At 70.8% G+C, this 13695-nt stretch carries 14 protein-coding genes; 7 read left to right on the forward strand and 7 right to left on the reverse strand.

Features of this window, described 5'->3' with window-relative positions; all coding sequences use genetic code 11:
* The first annotated feature begins 25 nt into the window (after positions 1–25).
* Complete coding sequence (locus tag ACH4MY_RS14920; protein WP_398002525.1) at positions 26–565, forward strand: hypothetical protein; 540 nt, start codon at positions 26–28, stop codon at positions 563–565.
* Between the two features lie 22 nt (positions 566–587).
* Here ACH4MY_RS14920 and ACH4MY_RS14925 read toward each other — a convergent pair whose 3' ends face one another.
* The 6 genes from ACH4MY_RS14925 to ACH4MY_RS14950 all read right to left on the reverse strand — a co-directional run bounded on the left by ACH4MY_RS14925 (position 588) and on the right by ACH4MY_RS14950 (position 6376).
* The gene (locus tag ACH4MY_RS14925) at positions 588–1763 is read right to left on the reverse strand and encodes a serine hydrolase domain-containing protein (RefSeq protein ID WP_398002528.1); all 1176 of its coding nucleotides are present in this window, start codon (positions 1761–1763) and stop codon (positions 588–590) included.
* Between the two features lie 96 nt (positions 1764–1859).
* The gene (locus tag ACH4MY_RS14930; protein WP_398002531.1) at positions 1860–2573 is read right to left on the reverse strand and encodes a response regulator; all 714 of its coding nucleotides are present in this window, start codon (positions 2571–2573) and stop codon (positions 1860–1862) included.
* Positions 2570–3775, reverse strand: a complete 1206-nt coding sequence (locus ACH4MY_RS14935) for a sensor histidine kinase (RefSeq protein WP_398002534.1) — start codon at positions 3773–3775, stop codon at positions 2570–2572. Before ACH4MY_RS14935 ends, ACH4MY_RS14930 begins: the two co-directional genes overlap by 4 nt.
* Positions 3775–4560: an SAM-dependent methyltransferase gene (locus ACH4MY_RS14940; RefSeq protein ID WP_398002537.1), complete on the reverse strand. Its 786-nt coding sequence runs from the start codon at positions 4558–4560 to the stop codon at positions 3775–3777. The genes ACH4MY_RS14935 and ACH4MY_RS14940 overlap by 1 nt, the downstream gene beginning before the upstream one ends.
* Positions 4557–5324 carry a glycerophosphodiester phosphodiesterase gene (locus ACH4MY_RS14945; RefSeq protein WP_398002540.1) on the reverse strand — a complete coding sequence of 256 codons (768 nt, stop codon included), beginning with the start codon at positions 5322–5324 and terminating at the stop codon, positions 4557–4559. Before ACH4MY_RS14945 ends, ACH4MY_RS14940 begins: the two co-directional genes overlap by 4 nt.
* A gap of 20 nt (positions 5325–5344) precedes the next feature.
* Positions 5345–6376, reverse strand: a complete 1032-nt coding sequence (locus tag ACH4MY_RS14950; protein WP_398002541.1) for an adenosine deaminase — start codon at positions 6374–6376, stop codon at positions 5345–5347.
* 75 nt (positions 6377–6451) lie between these two features.
* Between ACH4MY_RS14950 and ACH4MY_RS14955 the strand changes: the two genes are divergently transcribed.
* Positions 6452–7132: a DUF4190 domain-containing protein gene (locus ACH4MY_RS14955; RefSeq protein WP_398002544.1), complete on the forward strand. Its 681-nt coding sequence runs from the start codon at positions 6452–6454 to the stop codon at positions 7130–7132.
* A gap of 62 nt (positions 7133–7194) precedes the next feature.
* On the opposite strand, the gene ACH4MY_RS14960 is transcribed toward ACH4MY_RS14955, so the two are convergent.
* Positions 7195–7746, reverse strand: a complete 552-nt coding sequence (locus ACH4MY_RS14960; RefSeq protein ID WP_398002547.1) for an NADAR family protein — start codon at positions 7744–7746, stop codon at positions 7195–7197.
* 175 nt (positions 7747–7921) lie between these two features.
* On the opposite strand from ACH4MY_RS14960, the gene ACH4MY_RS14965 reads away from it, so the two are divergent.
* Genes ACH4MY_RS14965 through ACH4MY_RS14985 form a run of 5 tightly spaced genes read left to right on the forward strand, consistent with a single transcriptional unit; the run spans position 7922 to position 13675 of the window.
* Positions 7922–9436: a gamma-aminobutyraldehyde dehydrogenase gene (locus tag ACH4MY_RS14965; RefSeq protein ID WP_398002549.1), complete on the forward strand. Its 1515-nt coding sequence runs from the start codon at positions 7922–7924 to the stop codon at positions 9434–9436.
* Between the two features lie 52 nt (positions 9437–9488).
* Positions 9489–10736 (forward strand): PotD/PotF family extracellular solute-binding protein, encoded by a 1248-nt coding sequence (locus ACH4MY_RS14970; RefSeq protein ID WP_398002551.1) that lies wholly within the window; start codon positions 9489–9491, stop codon positions 10734–10736.
* Positions 10737–10779: 43 nt separating this feature from the next.
* Positions 10780–11958: an ABC transporter ATP-binding protein gene (locus ACH4MY_RS14975; RefSeq protein ID WP_398002554.1), complete on the forward strand. Its 1179-nt coding sequence runs from the start codon at positions 10780–10782 to the stop codon at positions 11956–11958.
* Positions 11955–12881: an ABC transporter permease gene (locus ACH4MY_RS14980; protein WP_398002557.1), complete on the forward strand. Its 927-nt coding sequence runs from the start codon at positions 11955–11957 to the stop codon at positions 12879–12881. The genes ACH4MY_RS14975 and ACH4MY_RS14980 overlap by 4 nt, the downstream gene beginning before the upstream one ends.
* Entirely contained in the window at positions 12881–13675 is a 795-nt protein-coding gene (locus tag ACH4MY_RS14985; RefSeq protein ID WP_328942287.1) for an ABC transporter permease, read from the forward strand. Before ACH4MY_RS14980 ends, ACH4MY_RS14985 begins: the two co-directional genes overlap by 1 nt.
* Positions 13676–13695 lie beyond the last annotated feature (20 nt).

Raw genomic sequence — 13695 nt, forward strand, 5'->3', positions numbered from 1 at the left:
TTCAAGACAGGCGTACGCTGGCCCCATGAGCGACACGAACGGGCCGAGAGCCCTTCTCAAGCGCATCCGCGTCTGGCTGATCGTCTTCGTCGTCTGTCTGGTGCTGAGCGGGATCACCGCCTTCCCGCTCGTCACCGAACTCCGCCTCCTCGACTCCGCGCTGACCGGCCGGGCCGCCCCCGTCGCCGACCTGCTCCCCGGGCTCGCCGAATGGATCCACCGGGTCCGGGAAGGGCTGGAGACCACCGACAGCGAGGCTCCGTACGTCCTCTACGGAACCGACTGGCTCGCCTTCGCCCACCTCGTCATCGCGGTCGCCTTCCACGGTGTGTACCGCGACCCCGCCCGCAACATCTGGGTCGTCGAGTTCGGCATGATCGCCTGCGTCGGCGTCATCCCGCTCGCCCTGATCTGCGGACCCCTCCGGGGCATCCCCTTCTGGTGGTCGGTCATCGACATGTCCTTCGGCGTCGTCGGGATCCTGCCGCTGCTCCACGTACGCCGGATGATCAAGCGCCTGGAGGCCGTCACGGCGACGGCGACCCGGGAGGCCGTACCCGCGTAACCGCCTCCCGCGGCCTCGCGGGTCACTCCGGGAGGCCGTACGTGGCCACCATGAGCTTCAGCGCCGTCGGGTTCATGTCCTGGCCCTTCGCGTCGGTGGAGTTCACGCTGTAGACGAGCGTGCGCGCGCCGTCGCGGGTCGAGGCGACGGCCGTGTTGTACCCCCAGCGGCCGCCGGTCTTGCCCCACACCTCACGCCCGCCGAGCCGCTTCATCGACAGGCCGACGGAGTACGCGGCCGGGGCGCCGCTCTGCGCGTCCGGCACCTTCGGCAGCGTGAACATCTCCTCCAGGAGCGGTCCGCGCACCACCCGGCCCGCGAACAGCGCCCGGACTAAGCGCTCCAGGTCGACGGTGGTCGAGACGATGTCCCCCGCCGCCCAGCCGTCCGTCGCCCGCCACACGGAGGCGTCACGCAGACCGGTCGTGCCGTCGTCGAGCCGCATCGTCTGATAGCCGTGGTTGTACGGCCCGGTGATCTCGGCGGCCTGCCGGGGGAAGTACGTGTTCCGCAGGCCCAGCGGGCGCAGGATCCGGCGTTCCACCTGGTGCTCGTACGTGTCGCCCGTGACCCGCTCCACGATCAGTCCGGCGATCGTGTACCCGATGTTGAGGTAGTGCTGGCGGGTACCGGGCCGGAACTCGCGCGGCTTCGCGGTCGCCGACCGGACCATCTCCCGCGGGTCGTGGATGTCGAAGCGGTGGGCGTACCACTCCTCCACCGTCTCGCCCGGCATGTCGGCGGCCGGGATGCCGTGGGTGTGGTTCAGGAGCTGGCGGACGGTCACCCGGCCGTAGCGGCCCGGGATCAGCTCCGGCAGGTACGAGCGGGCGGTGCGGTCCAGGTCGATCCGGCCCTCGGCCGCGAGCTGGAGGACGGTCGCCGCCGTGAACACCTTCGTCACGGAACCGGCCCGGAAGCGGGCGGCCGGGTCCGCCGGCGCACCGGACTCCAGGTCGTGGACGCCCGCGCTGCCCTGCCAGGAACCCTCGGTGCCGCCGACCCGGACGAGCGCGGCCGTGGCGTCGGCGCGGGGGAGACCCGCGATCACCTTCTCCAGGGCCGAGTCCGCCGACGGCGCCGTGGAGGCGGCGGCCGGGGCCGCCGGGGCCGTCGCGAAGGCCGGGGTCAGGGCCGGGCCCGCTGCGACGCCGAGCACCAGGGCCGCGGCGAGCAGCGTGCGGGTGGACTTCCTCATGGTCAACTCCGGTGGTGTGAGCCGTTGTTCTCGATGGCTCCATCCTGCTGACCTGCGGCGATCGGCGGATCGCCCGCACCGGTGGTCTTCCGCGGGTCAGTTCCTCGCCGACGCGGGGGAGGAACCCCGCCCCTCGGCTCCCCCGGGCGGGGGAGAGCCCGCCGCGACCAGCCCCGTCTCGTACGCGCAGATCACCGCCTGGATGCGGTCGCGCAGGCCCAGCTTGGCCAGGACGTTCCCGACGTGGGTCTTCACCGTGTGGTCGCTGACCACCAGCTCCGCCGCGATCTCGGCGTTGGAAAGGCCCCGGGCGAGCAGCAGCAGCGTCTCCCGCTCCCGGCCGGTCAGCACGTCGAGCCGGGGGTCGGGGGCCGTCCGGCGGGGGCCGCCCGCGGTGTACTGCTCCACCAGCCGGCGGGCCACGGACGGGGCGAGCAGTGAGTCGCCGGCCGCCACCACCCGTACCGCGTGCACCAGGTCGTCCCGGCGCACGTCCTTGAGGAGGAAACCGCTCGCGCCCGCGTGCAGCGCCTCGTACACATACGCGTCGGTGTCGAAGGTCGTCAGGATCACCGTCCGGCAGCCGGACTCCGCGCCGATCACCCGGCAGGCCTCGATGCCGTCGGTCCCCGGCATCCGGACGTCGAGCAGCGCCACGTCGGGGGCGTGCCGGCGCACCGCCTCGATCGCCTCCGCCCCGTCCCCGGCCTCCGCCACCACCTCGATGTCCGGCTGCGCGTCGAGGATCATCGCGAAGCCGCTGCGGACCAGTTCCTGGTCGTCCGCGACCACCACCCGGATCGTCGTCATCTCCCCACCTCCGCCGTGGAGGGTACGGGGAGCAGGACCCGCACCTCGAACCCCCGGCCGTCCGGTCCCGTGCCGGTCGTCGCCGTCCCGCCGTGGGCGGCGGCCCGCTCCCTGATGCCGGTCAGGCCGTGCCCGCCGGAGCCGGTGGCCCCGGCGCCCGCCGTCCCGGGGCCGGCCGTCCTGGAGCCGGCCGTCCTGGGGCCGCGGCCGTCGTCCGTCACCGTGACCCGCAGGACGCCGTCCGCGTGGGTGAGCCGCACGTCGGCCCTGTGGGCGCCCGCGTGTCTGACGACGTTCGTCAGCGCCTCCTGGACGATCCGGTAGGCGCTCGCGCCGGTCGCCGCGGGCAGCGCCCGTACCCCGCCCTCCGTCGTGTACTCCACCAGCAGACCGCCGGCCTTCACCCGCTCCACCAGTTCGGGGATCCCGGAGATGCCCGGCTGGGGCTCGCGCGGCGGCGCGCCCTCGGAGCCGTCCCGCAGCAGCCCCAGCATCTGCCGGAGCTGGGTCATCGCCTCGCGGCCCGTCTCCGAGATCGCCTCGAACGCGGCCTCCGCGCGCTCCGGCGCCGTCCGTACCGCCACCGGCCCCGCCTCCGCCTGCACGATCATCAGGCTGACGGCGTGCGACAGGATGTCGTGCATCTCCCGCGCGATCCTGGCCCGTTCGCGCGCGGCGGCCCGTTCGGCCTCGATGCGGTGGGCGCGCTGCCGGGCGTCCTGGAGCCGGCCGAAGACATAGGCGGCGCCGAACACGAAGAGCGAGAAGGTCAGTTCACGCGCGGACTGGGTGTTGAGCCAGACGGAGGCCGGTACCGCGACCAGCAGCAGCCCCGCCGTCACGAGCCGCTTCCACGCCGGGGAGAGGAGCGCGATCGTGTAGACGCCGACGAGCCCGGTGTACGGCAGGGGCTGTCCCGGCCCCTCCAGGGCCAGTTTGTACAGTGCGCTCGCCGCCATGATCGCCAGCAGCACGGTGAGCGGCGCGCGTCGCCGCCAGACGAGCGGCAGCACGGTGAGGGTCGTCAGCCCGTACGCGCTCCAGGTCGCCGGTTCGATCTCGGGCGGGCGCGGCACCACGAACGGCATGGTCATCGCCGCCTGGACGAGCAGCGCGATGCCGAGGTCCACGGCCCACGGGTTCGCCGCGCCCCAGTTCCGCGCCCGCTCCCACCGGGCGCGTATCTCCCCCCGTGCGTCCATTACGGCTTGCGGCCCACCGCGCCGAACTGCGCGACCACATAGGCCTCTTCGGCGGTGGTGCGCCAGCGGGAGCAGGAGACGACGCCCGGCTCCAGGAGGTCGAGGCCCTCGAAGAAGGAGAGGAACTCGTCCCGGCTGCGGGCGGTGATCGGCGGGGTCGCGTTCTCGTTCCAGAAGGCCATCGCGGCCTTGTTGCCCTCGCCGCCGAGCTCCGGCTCCAGGGTGGGGTGGGTCAGCACCAGATAGCTGCCGGAGGGGACGGCGTCCATCAGGGTGCGGACGATCGTCCGGGCCGCTTCGGTGTCCAGGACGAAGTTGAGGATGCCGAGCATCATGACCGCGACCGGCCGGGAGAGGTCGAGCGTCGCGTCGGCCGCCGCCAGGATCTTCTCCGGGTCGTGCGCGTCGGCGTCCACGTACTCGGTGATCCCCTCCGGCGCGCTGGTCAGGAGGGCGCGGGCGTGGGTGAGGACGATGGGGTCGTTGTCGACGTAGACGATCCGGGCGTCGGGCGCGGACCGCTGCGCCACCTCGTGGGTGTTGTCGGCGGTCGGCAGGCCCGTACCGATGTCGAGGAACTGGCGTACGCCCCGCTCGGCGGCCAGATGGGTCACGGCGCGGCCGAGGAACGCCCGGTCGGCGCGCGCCACTTCGCCGATGCTCGGGTAGAAGCCCGTGACCTGGTCGCCGACCGCGCGGTCGACCGGGTAGTTGTCCTTGCCGCCCAGCCAGTAGTTCCACACCCGGGCGTTGTGGGCGATGTCGGTCCGGATCCGGTCGTTCATGGGCGAGCCTTTCGCAGGACGGAGGCGAGTGCGTCGACCCTGTTCGTGGTGACCGAGTCGACCCCGTTCTTGATCAGCTTACGCATGGTGCGCGAGGTGTCCGCGGTCCAGGCCGAGACGAGCAGTCCGTCCCGGTGCACCCGCTCGGTCAGCTCCCGACTCACCAGACCGAAGCGGTAGTTGAGCCATCGCGGGCGCACCGCGTCGAGCAGCACCGGCCGGGGCGGGGCGAGCGAGGTCCATGTCAGGGCGATCTCGGCGGCGGGGTCGGCGGCGCGCACCTGGAGCATGGCGACGGCGCCTGCGCAGTAGTACACCCGCTCCCCGGCGCCGCACTCGCGGACCGTACGGACGATGGTGCGGACCGAGTCCTCGTCGCCGCCCGGCAGATCCAGCATCAGCCGGTTCTCCCCGGCCGTGAGCAGCGCCTCGCGCAGGGTCGGGACGCCGTCGTACGTGAGCTCGCGGACCTGCTCGTGCGAGAGCGTGGAGAGGGGCCGGTCGTGGCCCCAGAGGCGTTTCAGGGTGTCGTCGTGGAGGAGGACGGGCACTCCGTCCTTCGTCAGCCGGACGTCGATCTCGACGGCGTCCGCCCCCCGCTCGATCGCCGAGGCGATCGAGCGGAGCGTGTTCTCGCGGACGCGGTACGGGTCGCCGCGATGGCCCACGACGGTGACGAGGGCCGTGCTGTCCGCGGCTTCCGCTGTGGTTTCCGCGGCGGTCCGCACGGCGGCGAGGGGGTCCATGGCGGTGTCGGAGTCCATGGCCCCCATTCTCGCCGTCGTCAGCGGGCGAGCCAGTTGTCGGTGTACGTGTCGATCTCGGCGGCGATCCGGGCCTTCCCGGCCGCGTCGAGGAAGGAGGCCTCCACCGCGTTCTTGGCGAGGCCGGCGACACCGCGCTCGTCGAGACCGAGGAGTCGGGCGGCGACCGCGTACTCGTTGTTGAGGTCGGTGCCGAACATCGGCGGGTCGTCGCTGTTGATCGTGACGAGGACGCCGGCGTCCACCATCCGCCGGAGCGGGTGCTCGTCCAGGGTGGCGACGGCGCGGGTGGCGATGTTCGAGGTCGGGCAGACCTCCAGGGCGATGCGGTGCTCCGCCAGGTGCGCGAGGAGCGCCGGGTCCTGGACCGAGCTGGTGCCGTGGCCGATCCGCTCGGCGCCCAGGTCGTTGATCGCGTCCCAGATCGTCTGCGGGCCGGTCGTCTCGCCCGCGTGCGGGACGGAGTGCAGACCGGCCGCCCTGGCGCGGTCGAAGAACGGCTTGAACTGGGGACGAGGCACGCCGATCTCCGGGCCGCCGAGGCCGAAGGAGACCAGTCCGTCGGGGCGCAGCCCGTCGGTGGTGGCGAGCCGGGCGGTCTCCTCGGCGGAGACGAGGCCGGCCTCGCCCGGGATGTCGAAGCACCAGCGCAGGACGGTGCCGAACTCGGCCTCGGCCGACTTGCGGGCGTCCTCGATCGCCGCCATGAAGGCGTGCTCGTCGATGCCCCGGCGGGTGGAGGAGTAGGGGGTGATGGTCAGCTCGGCGTACCGGATGTTCTGCCGGGCCATGTCACGGGCGACCTCGAAGGTCAGCAGCCGGACGTCCTCGGGGGTGCGGACCAGGTCGACGACCGACAGGTAGACGTCGATGAAGTGCGCGAAGTCGGTGAACGAGAAGTAGTCGGTCAGCGCCTCCGGGTCCGTGGGGACCTTGGAGTCGGGGTGCCGGGCCGCGAGCTCGGCGACGATCCGGGGCGAGGCCGAACCGACGTGGTGGACGTGCAGCTCGGCCTTGGGGAGGCCCGCGATGAAGGGATGGAGATCGGTCATCGGATCATCGTAGGCCGGAAGGTTCCCCCTCAGGGGGGAGGCCGTAGCATGGCGGGACCATGATGGGGGAGGCCCATGTCTGACAATCGAGACCAGTCGCGGGACGGGTACGACCCGACGGACCCGTGGGCTCCGCCGAACCGCGACGGGGTGGAACTCAGCAAGCCGGTGACGCCGTCGCCGGTGCACGACCAGCAGACCGTCACGTCCGTGCCGCTCGCGGAGCCCGGCGGCGCGGTGCCGCCGCCCCCGGTCGCCCCCGGCGGCCCGGCGGCCACGCCCGGCGCGTACGGCTACCCCGCGGCGGACACCTCCGGCGGGTACGGCTATCCGACGGCCGCGACCCCGCCGCCGGCGGCCTCCGGGTACGGCTACCCCGGCTATCCGTCGTACGGCGGCGGCTATGCCGGCCAGACCGGCTACCCGCAGTCCCCGTCCAACGGCATGGGGACGACCTCGATGGTGCTCGGCATCATCGCGGTGGCGGGCTTCTGCCTGTACGGCCTGGGCGCGATCCTCGGCATCCTGGCGCTGATCTTCGGCATCATCGGCCTGAAGAAGGCGGGCCGGGGCGAGGCGACCAACCGGGGCATGGCGATCGCGGGCATCGTGCTCGGTGCGATCGGCACCCTGATCAGCGCCGTCTTCCTGGGCTTCATGATCTGGGCGATCTCCCAGGACTCCACCTCCTTCGACGACTCCGGGTACGACGAGGACCCGTTCGCGTCGAGCCTGGTGGTCGAGAGCGGCCGCTGAGCGGCACACGGCCGAAGGGCCCCGCACCTCATGTCCCATGAGGTGCGGGGCCCTCGTGCTTCTCACTCGCCCCGCAGCAGCCGCTCCCGGGCCTCCATCAGGGCGAAGCCCAGGAGGTTCTCGCCGAGCCAGCGGGCGGGGTCGTGGGCGCGCGGGTCGTCGGCCGCGAGGCCGATGCCCCAGATCCGGTCCAGCGGGCTGGCCTCCACCAGGACGCGGGTGCCGGTGCCCAGGAGGTAGCCGCGCAGGGCCTCGTCCGAGGAGAACTTGTGGACGCTGCCCTCGACGACGATCCCGAAGCGCTCCCGCGCCCACACCGTCTGGTCGAAGTTCCGCACCAGCCGGCCGGCCTTCTTGGCCTCCGCCGGGGTACGGGCGGTCAGCGCCGCCCGCTCGGCCTCCGCGTCCCCGAAGAGGCGCGCCTTGGCCGCCATCATCCAGTGCTCGGCCGTCGCGTACGAGACGCCGTCGACCACGAACGGGGCCTGCCACCACTGGCTGAGGCAGCTCGCCGTGAGGCGTCCGTCCGGGTGCGGCCGGTGCCCCCAGAAGTGCAGCCACTTCACCCTGTCACCCCTGTTGACCTGCTGTGTCAGGGCTTCGATCTCGCTCATGCATGCGAGTGTGGCATCCGCCACGGACACTCCGTACGGAGATTTTCGGGGCGCCTCGACACATGGTCGACCGATTCCGTCGCGTAACCAAAAGGCAACAACGGAATCACTTGTTGCACCACTGTCGTCATGTCAGGATCGGCACTCAAATCGAGCTGGGACAACGGAGAGCGTCATGGGCAACCGCTTCCAGGTGACGGACCGCTTCGCGGACGGCGCACAGTACATCGGCGGGCGGCTCCGGGCCGGAACCTCCGGTCAGGAACACAGCGTGATCGACCCGGCGACCGGGAAGGCCGTGTACACCTACACGCTCGCCTCCACGGCCGACGTCGACGAGGCCGTCGCCGCCGCCAAGGCCGCCTTCCCCGGCTGGGCCGCCGCCACCCCGGGCGAGCGCTCCGACGCCCTGCACCGCTTCGCCGGAGTCCTCGCCGAGTGGGCCGAGGACTTCGCCCGCGTCGAGTCCCTCCAGTGCGGCAAGCCGCTCAAGCTCACCACCGAGTTCGACGTACCGGGCACCGTCGACAACGCCGCCTTCTTCGCGGGCGCGGCCCGCCACCTCCAGGGCCAGTCGGCCGGCGAGTACAGCGGCGACCACACCTCGTACGTCCGGCGCGAGCCGATCGGCGTCGTCGGCTCCATCGCCCCCTGGAACTACCCGCTCCAGATGGCCGCCTGGAAGATCCTCCCGGCCATCGCCGCCGGCAACACGATCGTCCTCAAGCCCGCCGAGCTCACCCCGCTGACCTCCCTGATGTTCGCGCAGGCGGCGAAGGAGGCCGGCATCCCCGACGGCGTCGTCAACATCGTCAACGGCGCCGGGCGGACCGTCGGCGAACACCTCGTCGGCCACCCCGACGTCGTCATGACCTCCTTCACCGGCTCCACCCCCGTCGGCAAGCGCGTCGCCGAGATCGCCACCGCCACCGTGAAGCGCCTCCACCTCGAACTCGGCGGCAAGGCACCCTTCGTGGTCTTCGACGACGCCGACCTGGAGGCCGCCGCCCACGGCGCCGTCGCCGCCTCCCTCATCAACAGCGGCCAGGACTGCACCGCCGCCACCCGCGCGTACGTCCAGCGGCCGCTCTTCGACGCCTTCGTCGCGCGCGTGGCCGAGCTGATGGAGACCGTCCGGCTCGGCGACCCCTTCGCGCCGACCACCGACCTCGGTCCGCTCGTCAGCCACCGCCACCGCGACAGCGTCGCCGCCTTCGTGGAGCGCGCCCGCGGCTACGCCACCGTCGTCACCGGCGGCGAAGCCCCGGGAGGAGAGCTCGCCGACGGTGCGTACTACCGTCCGACCCTGATCACCGGCGCCGCGCAGGACAGCGAGGTCGTGCAGTCGGAGATCTTCGGCCCGGTCCTGGTGGCCCTGCCCTTCGACAGCGACGACGAGGGCATCCGGCTCGCCAACGACACCCCCTACGGCCTGGCCGCCTCGGCCTGGAGCCGCGACGTCTACCGGGCCGGCCGCGCCACCCGGGAGATCAAGGCCGGCTGCGTCTGGGTCAACGACCACATCCCGATCATCAGCGAGATGCCCCACGGCGGCACCAAGGCATCGGGGTACGGGAAGGACATGTCCGCCTACTCCTTCGAGGAGTACACGCAGGTCAAGCACGTGATGTACGACAACACCGCGGTCGCCGCGAAGGACTGGCACCGCACGATCTTCGGGGACCGATAGCCATCTGCCGCCCGACCGGCGGCGCACTCACCATCCCGAAAGGGCACAGCGCATGGAGCAGTACGAGCCCGAAAGCCTCTCCGCCGCGCAGACGGCCGCGATACGTCGCAGCCTGACGAGCGGCCGGGGCGCCCTCAGCCGTCGTTCGATGCTGCGCGCGGGCGGCGTCGGCGCGCTCACCGTCGGCGGCCTGGCGGCGCTGAGCGCCTGCGGCATCCCGCCGGCGAAGCGGGAGGGCCAGGGACCCGCCTCCACGGACGTCTCGGCGAAGGAGAAGAGCCTCTCCTTCTCCAACTGGACCGAGTACATGGACGTCAGCGAGGACGAGAAGTCCCGCCCGAGCCTGGAGGCGTTCACGCGGCGCACCGGGATCAAGGTCAAGTACACCGAGGACATCAACGACAACGTCGAGTTCTTCGGCAAGGTCAAGCCGCAGCTCGCGGCCGGCCAGGACACCGGCCGCGACCTGATCTGCGTCACCGACTGGCTCGCGGCCCGCATCATCCGGCTCGGCTGGGCGCAGAAGCTCGACGCCGCCAACCTCCCCCACGCGTACGCGAACCTCTCCGCCCAGTTCCGCAGCCCCGACTGGGACCCGGGCCGCGCCTACTCGTACCCGTGGACCGGCATCTCCACCGTCATCGCGTACAACGTGAAGGCGACCGGCGGGAAGAAGGTCGACTCGGTCACCCAGCTCCTGGACGACCCCTCGCTCAAGGGCCGGGTCGGCTTCCTCACCGAGATGCGCGACTCCGTCGGCATGACCCTGCTCGACATGGGCAAGGACCCGGGGAAGTTCACCGACGCCGACTACGACGCGGCGATCGGACGCCTCCGGAAGGGCGTCGACAAGAAGCAGATCCGCCGCTTCACGGGCAACGACTACACCTCCGACCTGGACAAGGGCGACATCGCCGCCTGCCTCGCCTGGGCCGGCGACATCATCCAGCTCCAGGCGGACAACCCGGACATCAGGTTCTCCATCCCGTCCGCCGGTTACATCACCTCCAGCGACAACCTGCTCGTCCCCGCCCAGGCCCGGCACAAGACGAACGCCGAGCGGCTGATCGACCACTACTACGAGCTTCCCGTCGCCGCCCAGCTCGCCGCGTACATCAACTACGTGTGCCCCGTCGACGGAGTGAAGGACGAGCTCGCCAAGATCGACCCCGAGCTCGCGAACAACACGCTGATCCTCCCGGACAAGGCCATGGCCAAGAAGTCGCGCGCCTTCCGCTCGCTCACCAGCGCGGAGGAGACGGCGTACGAGGAGAAGTTCGCCAAGCTCATCGGCGCCTGAGGCCCCGTCGTCCACCTCTCTCACTCCCCTGGGACCACAACCCATGACTGACAAGACTGCTCACACCGGAAAGAACACTGGCGGCGGCGACGTCCGTCTCACCGGGATCAGCAAGGCCTACGGCTCCTTCACCGCCGTCCACCCGCTGGACCTGACCGTTCCGCAGGGCTCCTTCTTCGCCCTCCTCGGCGCCTCGGGCTGCGGCAAGACGACCACCCTGCGCATGATCGCCGGCCTGGAGGACCCCAGCACCGGCACCGTCTTCCTCGGCGACAAGGACGTCACCGACCTTCCGCCGTACAAGCGGCCGGTCAACACGGTCTTCCAGTCGTACGCGCTCTTCCCGCACATGGACATCACCGAGAACATCGCCTTCGGACTGCGCCGCCGCGGCATCAAGTCGGTGAAGAAGCAGGTCGACGACATGCTGGAGCTCGTCCAGCTCGGCGACAAGGCCCGGCACAAGCCGCACCAGCTCTCCGGCGGCCAGCAGCAGCGCGTCGCCGTCGCCCGGGCGCTCATCAACCACCCGCAGGTGCTGCTCCTCGACGAGCCGCTCGGCGCCCTCGACCTCAAGCTGCGCCGTCAGATGCAGCTGGAGCTCAAGCGGATCCAGACCGAGGTCGGCATCACCTTCGTGCACGTCACCCACGACCAGGAGGAGGCCATGACGATGGCCGACCAGGTCGCGGTGATGAACGGCGGCCGCGTCGAGCAGCTCGGCAACCCCGCCGACCTCTACGAGAACCCGCGGACCACCTTCGTCGCCAACTTCCTCGGCACCTCCAACCTCATCGAGGCCGAGGTCCTGGAGACGGGCTCCGGCAGCGCGGACGTGCTGGTCACGGCGGGCGGCGGCAAGCTCCGCGTCCCCGGCGACCGCTGTACCTCCGCCGTCCGCCAGGGCGGCAAGGTCCTCGTGGGCGTCCGCCCCGAGAAGATCTCGCTGACGCACAAGGACGACGCGGGATCGATAGCCGACGGCCGTAACCGGGTCACCGGCCGGATCGTCGACTCCTCGTTCATCGGCGTCTCCACCCAGTACGTGGTGAACTCGCCGGCGGGCGCGGAGCTTCAGGTGTACGAGCAGAACATAGAGAGGGACACCCGGCTCGTTCCCGGCGCCGAGGTCGTCCTGCACTGGAACCCGGCGCACACCTTCGGACTCGACGCGGCGCAGGACATCGACGCGGGCGTGGAGACGGTGGAGGACGCCGCATGACCGCGACCCTAGTGAAGGACGCGCCGCCGACCGAGGAACCGGTTCTGCGCAAGCCCTCCACCCGTAAGCGGCTCGTCCCGTACTGGCTGCTGCTGCCCGGCATCATCTGGCTGCTCGTCTTCTTCGCGCTGCCGCTGGTCTACCAGGCCTCGACCTCGGTCCAGACCGGCTCCCTCGAAGCGGGCTTCCAGGTCACCTGGCACTTCCAGACCTACTGGGACGCCTTCGTCGAGTACTGGCCGCAGTTCGTCCGCTCCCTGCTCTACGCCGGGACCGCGACCCTGCTCTGCCTGCTGCTCGGCTACCCGCTCGCGTACCTGATCGCCTTCAAGGCGGGCCGCTGGCGCAACCTGCTCCTCGTCCTCGTCATCGCGCCCTTCTTCACCAGCTTCCTCATCCGGACGCTGGCGTGGAAGACGATCCTCGCCGACGACAGCCTCGTCGTCGACGCGCTGAACGCGCTGCACGTCCTCGACGTGACCAGCTGGATCGGCTGGACCGAGGGCGACCGCGTCCTCGCCACCCCGATGGCGGTCGTCTGCGGTCTCACGTACAACTTCCTGCCCTTCATGATCCTGCCCCTCTACACCTCCCTGGAGCGGATCGACGGCCGGCTCCACGAGGCCGCGCAGGACCTGTACGCCTCCCCGGCCACCACCTTCCGCAAGGTGACCTTCCCGCTGTCGATGCCCGGCGTCGTCTCCGGCACCCTGCTCACCTTCATCCCGGCGAGCGGCGACTACGTCAACGCCGAACTGCTGGGCTCCACCGACACCAAGATGGTCGGCAACGTCATCCAGTCGCAGTTCCTGCGGGTCCTCGACTACCCGACGGCGGCCGCGCTCTCCTTCATCCTCATGGCGATCGTGCTGGTCATGGTCACCGTCTACATCCGCCGAGCGGGAACGGAGGACCTGGTCTGATGCGCTGGATACGCCGGAACCTCGTCGTCATCGCGGGCCTGCTGACGCTCGCGTACATGATCCTGCCGAACCTCGTCGTCATGGCGTTCTCCTTCAACAAGCCGAAGGGCCGCTTCAACTACTCCTGGCAGGAGTTCTCCCTCGACGCCTGGAAGGACCCCTGCGGCGTCGCCGACATGTGCGAGTCGCTCTCCCTCTCGCTCCAGCTCGCCGCCTGGGCCACCGTCGGCGCCGTCGTCCTCGGCACGATGATCGCCTTCGCGCTCGTCCGCTACCGCTTCCGGGCGCGCGGCGCGATCAACTCGCTGATCTTCCTGCCGATGGCGATGCCCGAGGTCGTCATGGCCGCCTCGCTGCTCACCCTCTTCCTCAACATGGGTATCGAGCTCGGCTTCTGGACGGTCCTGATCGCCCACATCATGTTCTGTCTGTCGTTCGTCGTGACGGCGGTGAAGGCCCGGGTCATGTCGATGGACCCGCGTCTGGAGGAGGCGGCCCGCGATCTCTACGCGGGACCGACGCAGACCTTCCTGCGGGTGACCCTGCCGATCGCGGCGCCCGGCATCGCCGCCGGCGCCCTGCTCGCCTTCGCCCTCTCGTTCGACGACTTCATCATCACCAACTTCAACGCGGGCTCCACCGTCACCTTCCCCATGTTCGTCTGGGGCTCGGCACAGCGCGGAACCCCCGTTCAGATCAACGTCATCGGCACCGCGATGTTCGCCCTTGCGGTACTGGTGGTCGTGGCCGGTCAAATCATTACGAACCGGCGCAAGAAAACAGCAACAGCCTGAGCAGAACGCAGCCCAGGCAC

This window comes from Streptomyces sp. NPDC017246 (genome assembly GCF_044331325.1).
Lineage (GTDB): Bacteria > Actinomycetota > Actinomycetes > Streptomycetales > Streptomycetaceae > Streptomyces.

What these genes read in the sequence shown, in the direction of transcription:
- ACH4MY_RS14955 (WP_398002544.1), top strand. Translation starts at nt 6,452, where the DNA reads ATGTCTGACAATCGAGACCAGTCGCGGGACGGGTACGACCCGACGGAC.
- ACH4MY_RS14970 (WP_398002551.1), top strand. Translation starts at nt 9,489, where the DNA reads ATGGAGCAGTACGAGCCCGAAAGCCTCTCCGCCGCGCAGACGGCCGCG.
- ACH4MY_RS14975 (WP_398002554.1), top strand. Translation starts at nt 10,780, where the DNA reads ATGACTGACAAGACTGCTCACACCGGAAAGAACACTGGCGGCGGCGAC.
- ACH4MY_RS14940 (WP_398002537.1), bottom strand. Translation starts at nt 4,560, where the DNA reads ATGAACGACCGGATCCGGACCGACATCGCCCACAACGCCCGGGTGTGG.
- ACH4MY_RS14960 (WP_398002547.1), bottom strand. Translation starts at nt 7,746, where the DNA reads ATGAGCGAGATCGAAGCCCTGACACAGCAGGTCAACAGGGGTGACAGG.
- ACH4MY_RS14935 (WP_398002534.1), bottom strand. Translation starts at nt 3,775, where the DNA reads ATGGACGCACGGGGGGAGATACGCGCCCGGTGGGAGCGGGCGCGGAAC.
- ACH4MY_RS14980 (WP_398002557.1), top strand. Translation starts at nt 11,955, where the DNA reads ATGACCGCGACCCTAGTGAAGGACGCGCCGCCGACCGAGGAACCGGTT.
- ACH4MY_RS14925 (WP_398002528.1), bottom strand. Translation starts at nt 1,763, where the DNA reads ATGAGGAAGTCCACCCGCACGCTGCTCGCCGCGGCCCTGGTGCTCGGC.
- ACH4MY_RS14945 (WP_398002540.1), bottom strand. Translation starts at nt 5,324, where the DNA reads ATGGACTCCGACACCGCCATGGACCCCCTCGCCGCCGTGCGGACCGCC.
- ACH4MY_RS14965 (WP_398002549.1), top strand. Translation starts at nt 7,922, where the DNA reads ATGGGCAACCGCTTCCAGGTGACGGACCGCTTCGCGGACGGCGCACAG.
- ACH4MY_RS14920 (WP_398002525.1), top strand. Translation starts at nt 26, where the DNA reads ATGAGCGACACGAACGGGCCGAGAGCCCTTCTCAAGCGCATCCGCGTC.
- ACH4MY_RS14985 (WP_328942287.1), top strand. Translation starts at nt 12,881, where the DNA reads ATGCGCTGGATACGCCGGAACCTCGTCGTCATCGCGGGCCTGCTGACG.
- ACH4MY_RS14930 (WP_398002531.1), bottom strand. Translation starts at nt 2,573, where the DNA reads ATGACGACGATCCGGGTGGTGGTCGCGGACGACCAGGAACTGGTCCGC.
- ACH4MY_RS14950 (WP_398002541.1), bottom strand. Translation starts at nt 6,376, where the DNA reads ATGACCGATCTCCATCCCTTCATCGCGGGCCTCCCCAAGGCCGAGCTG.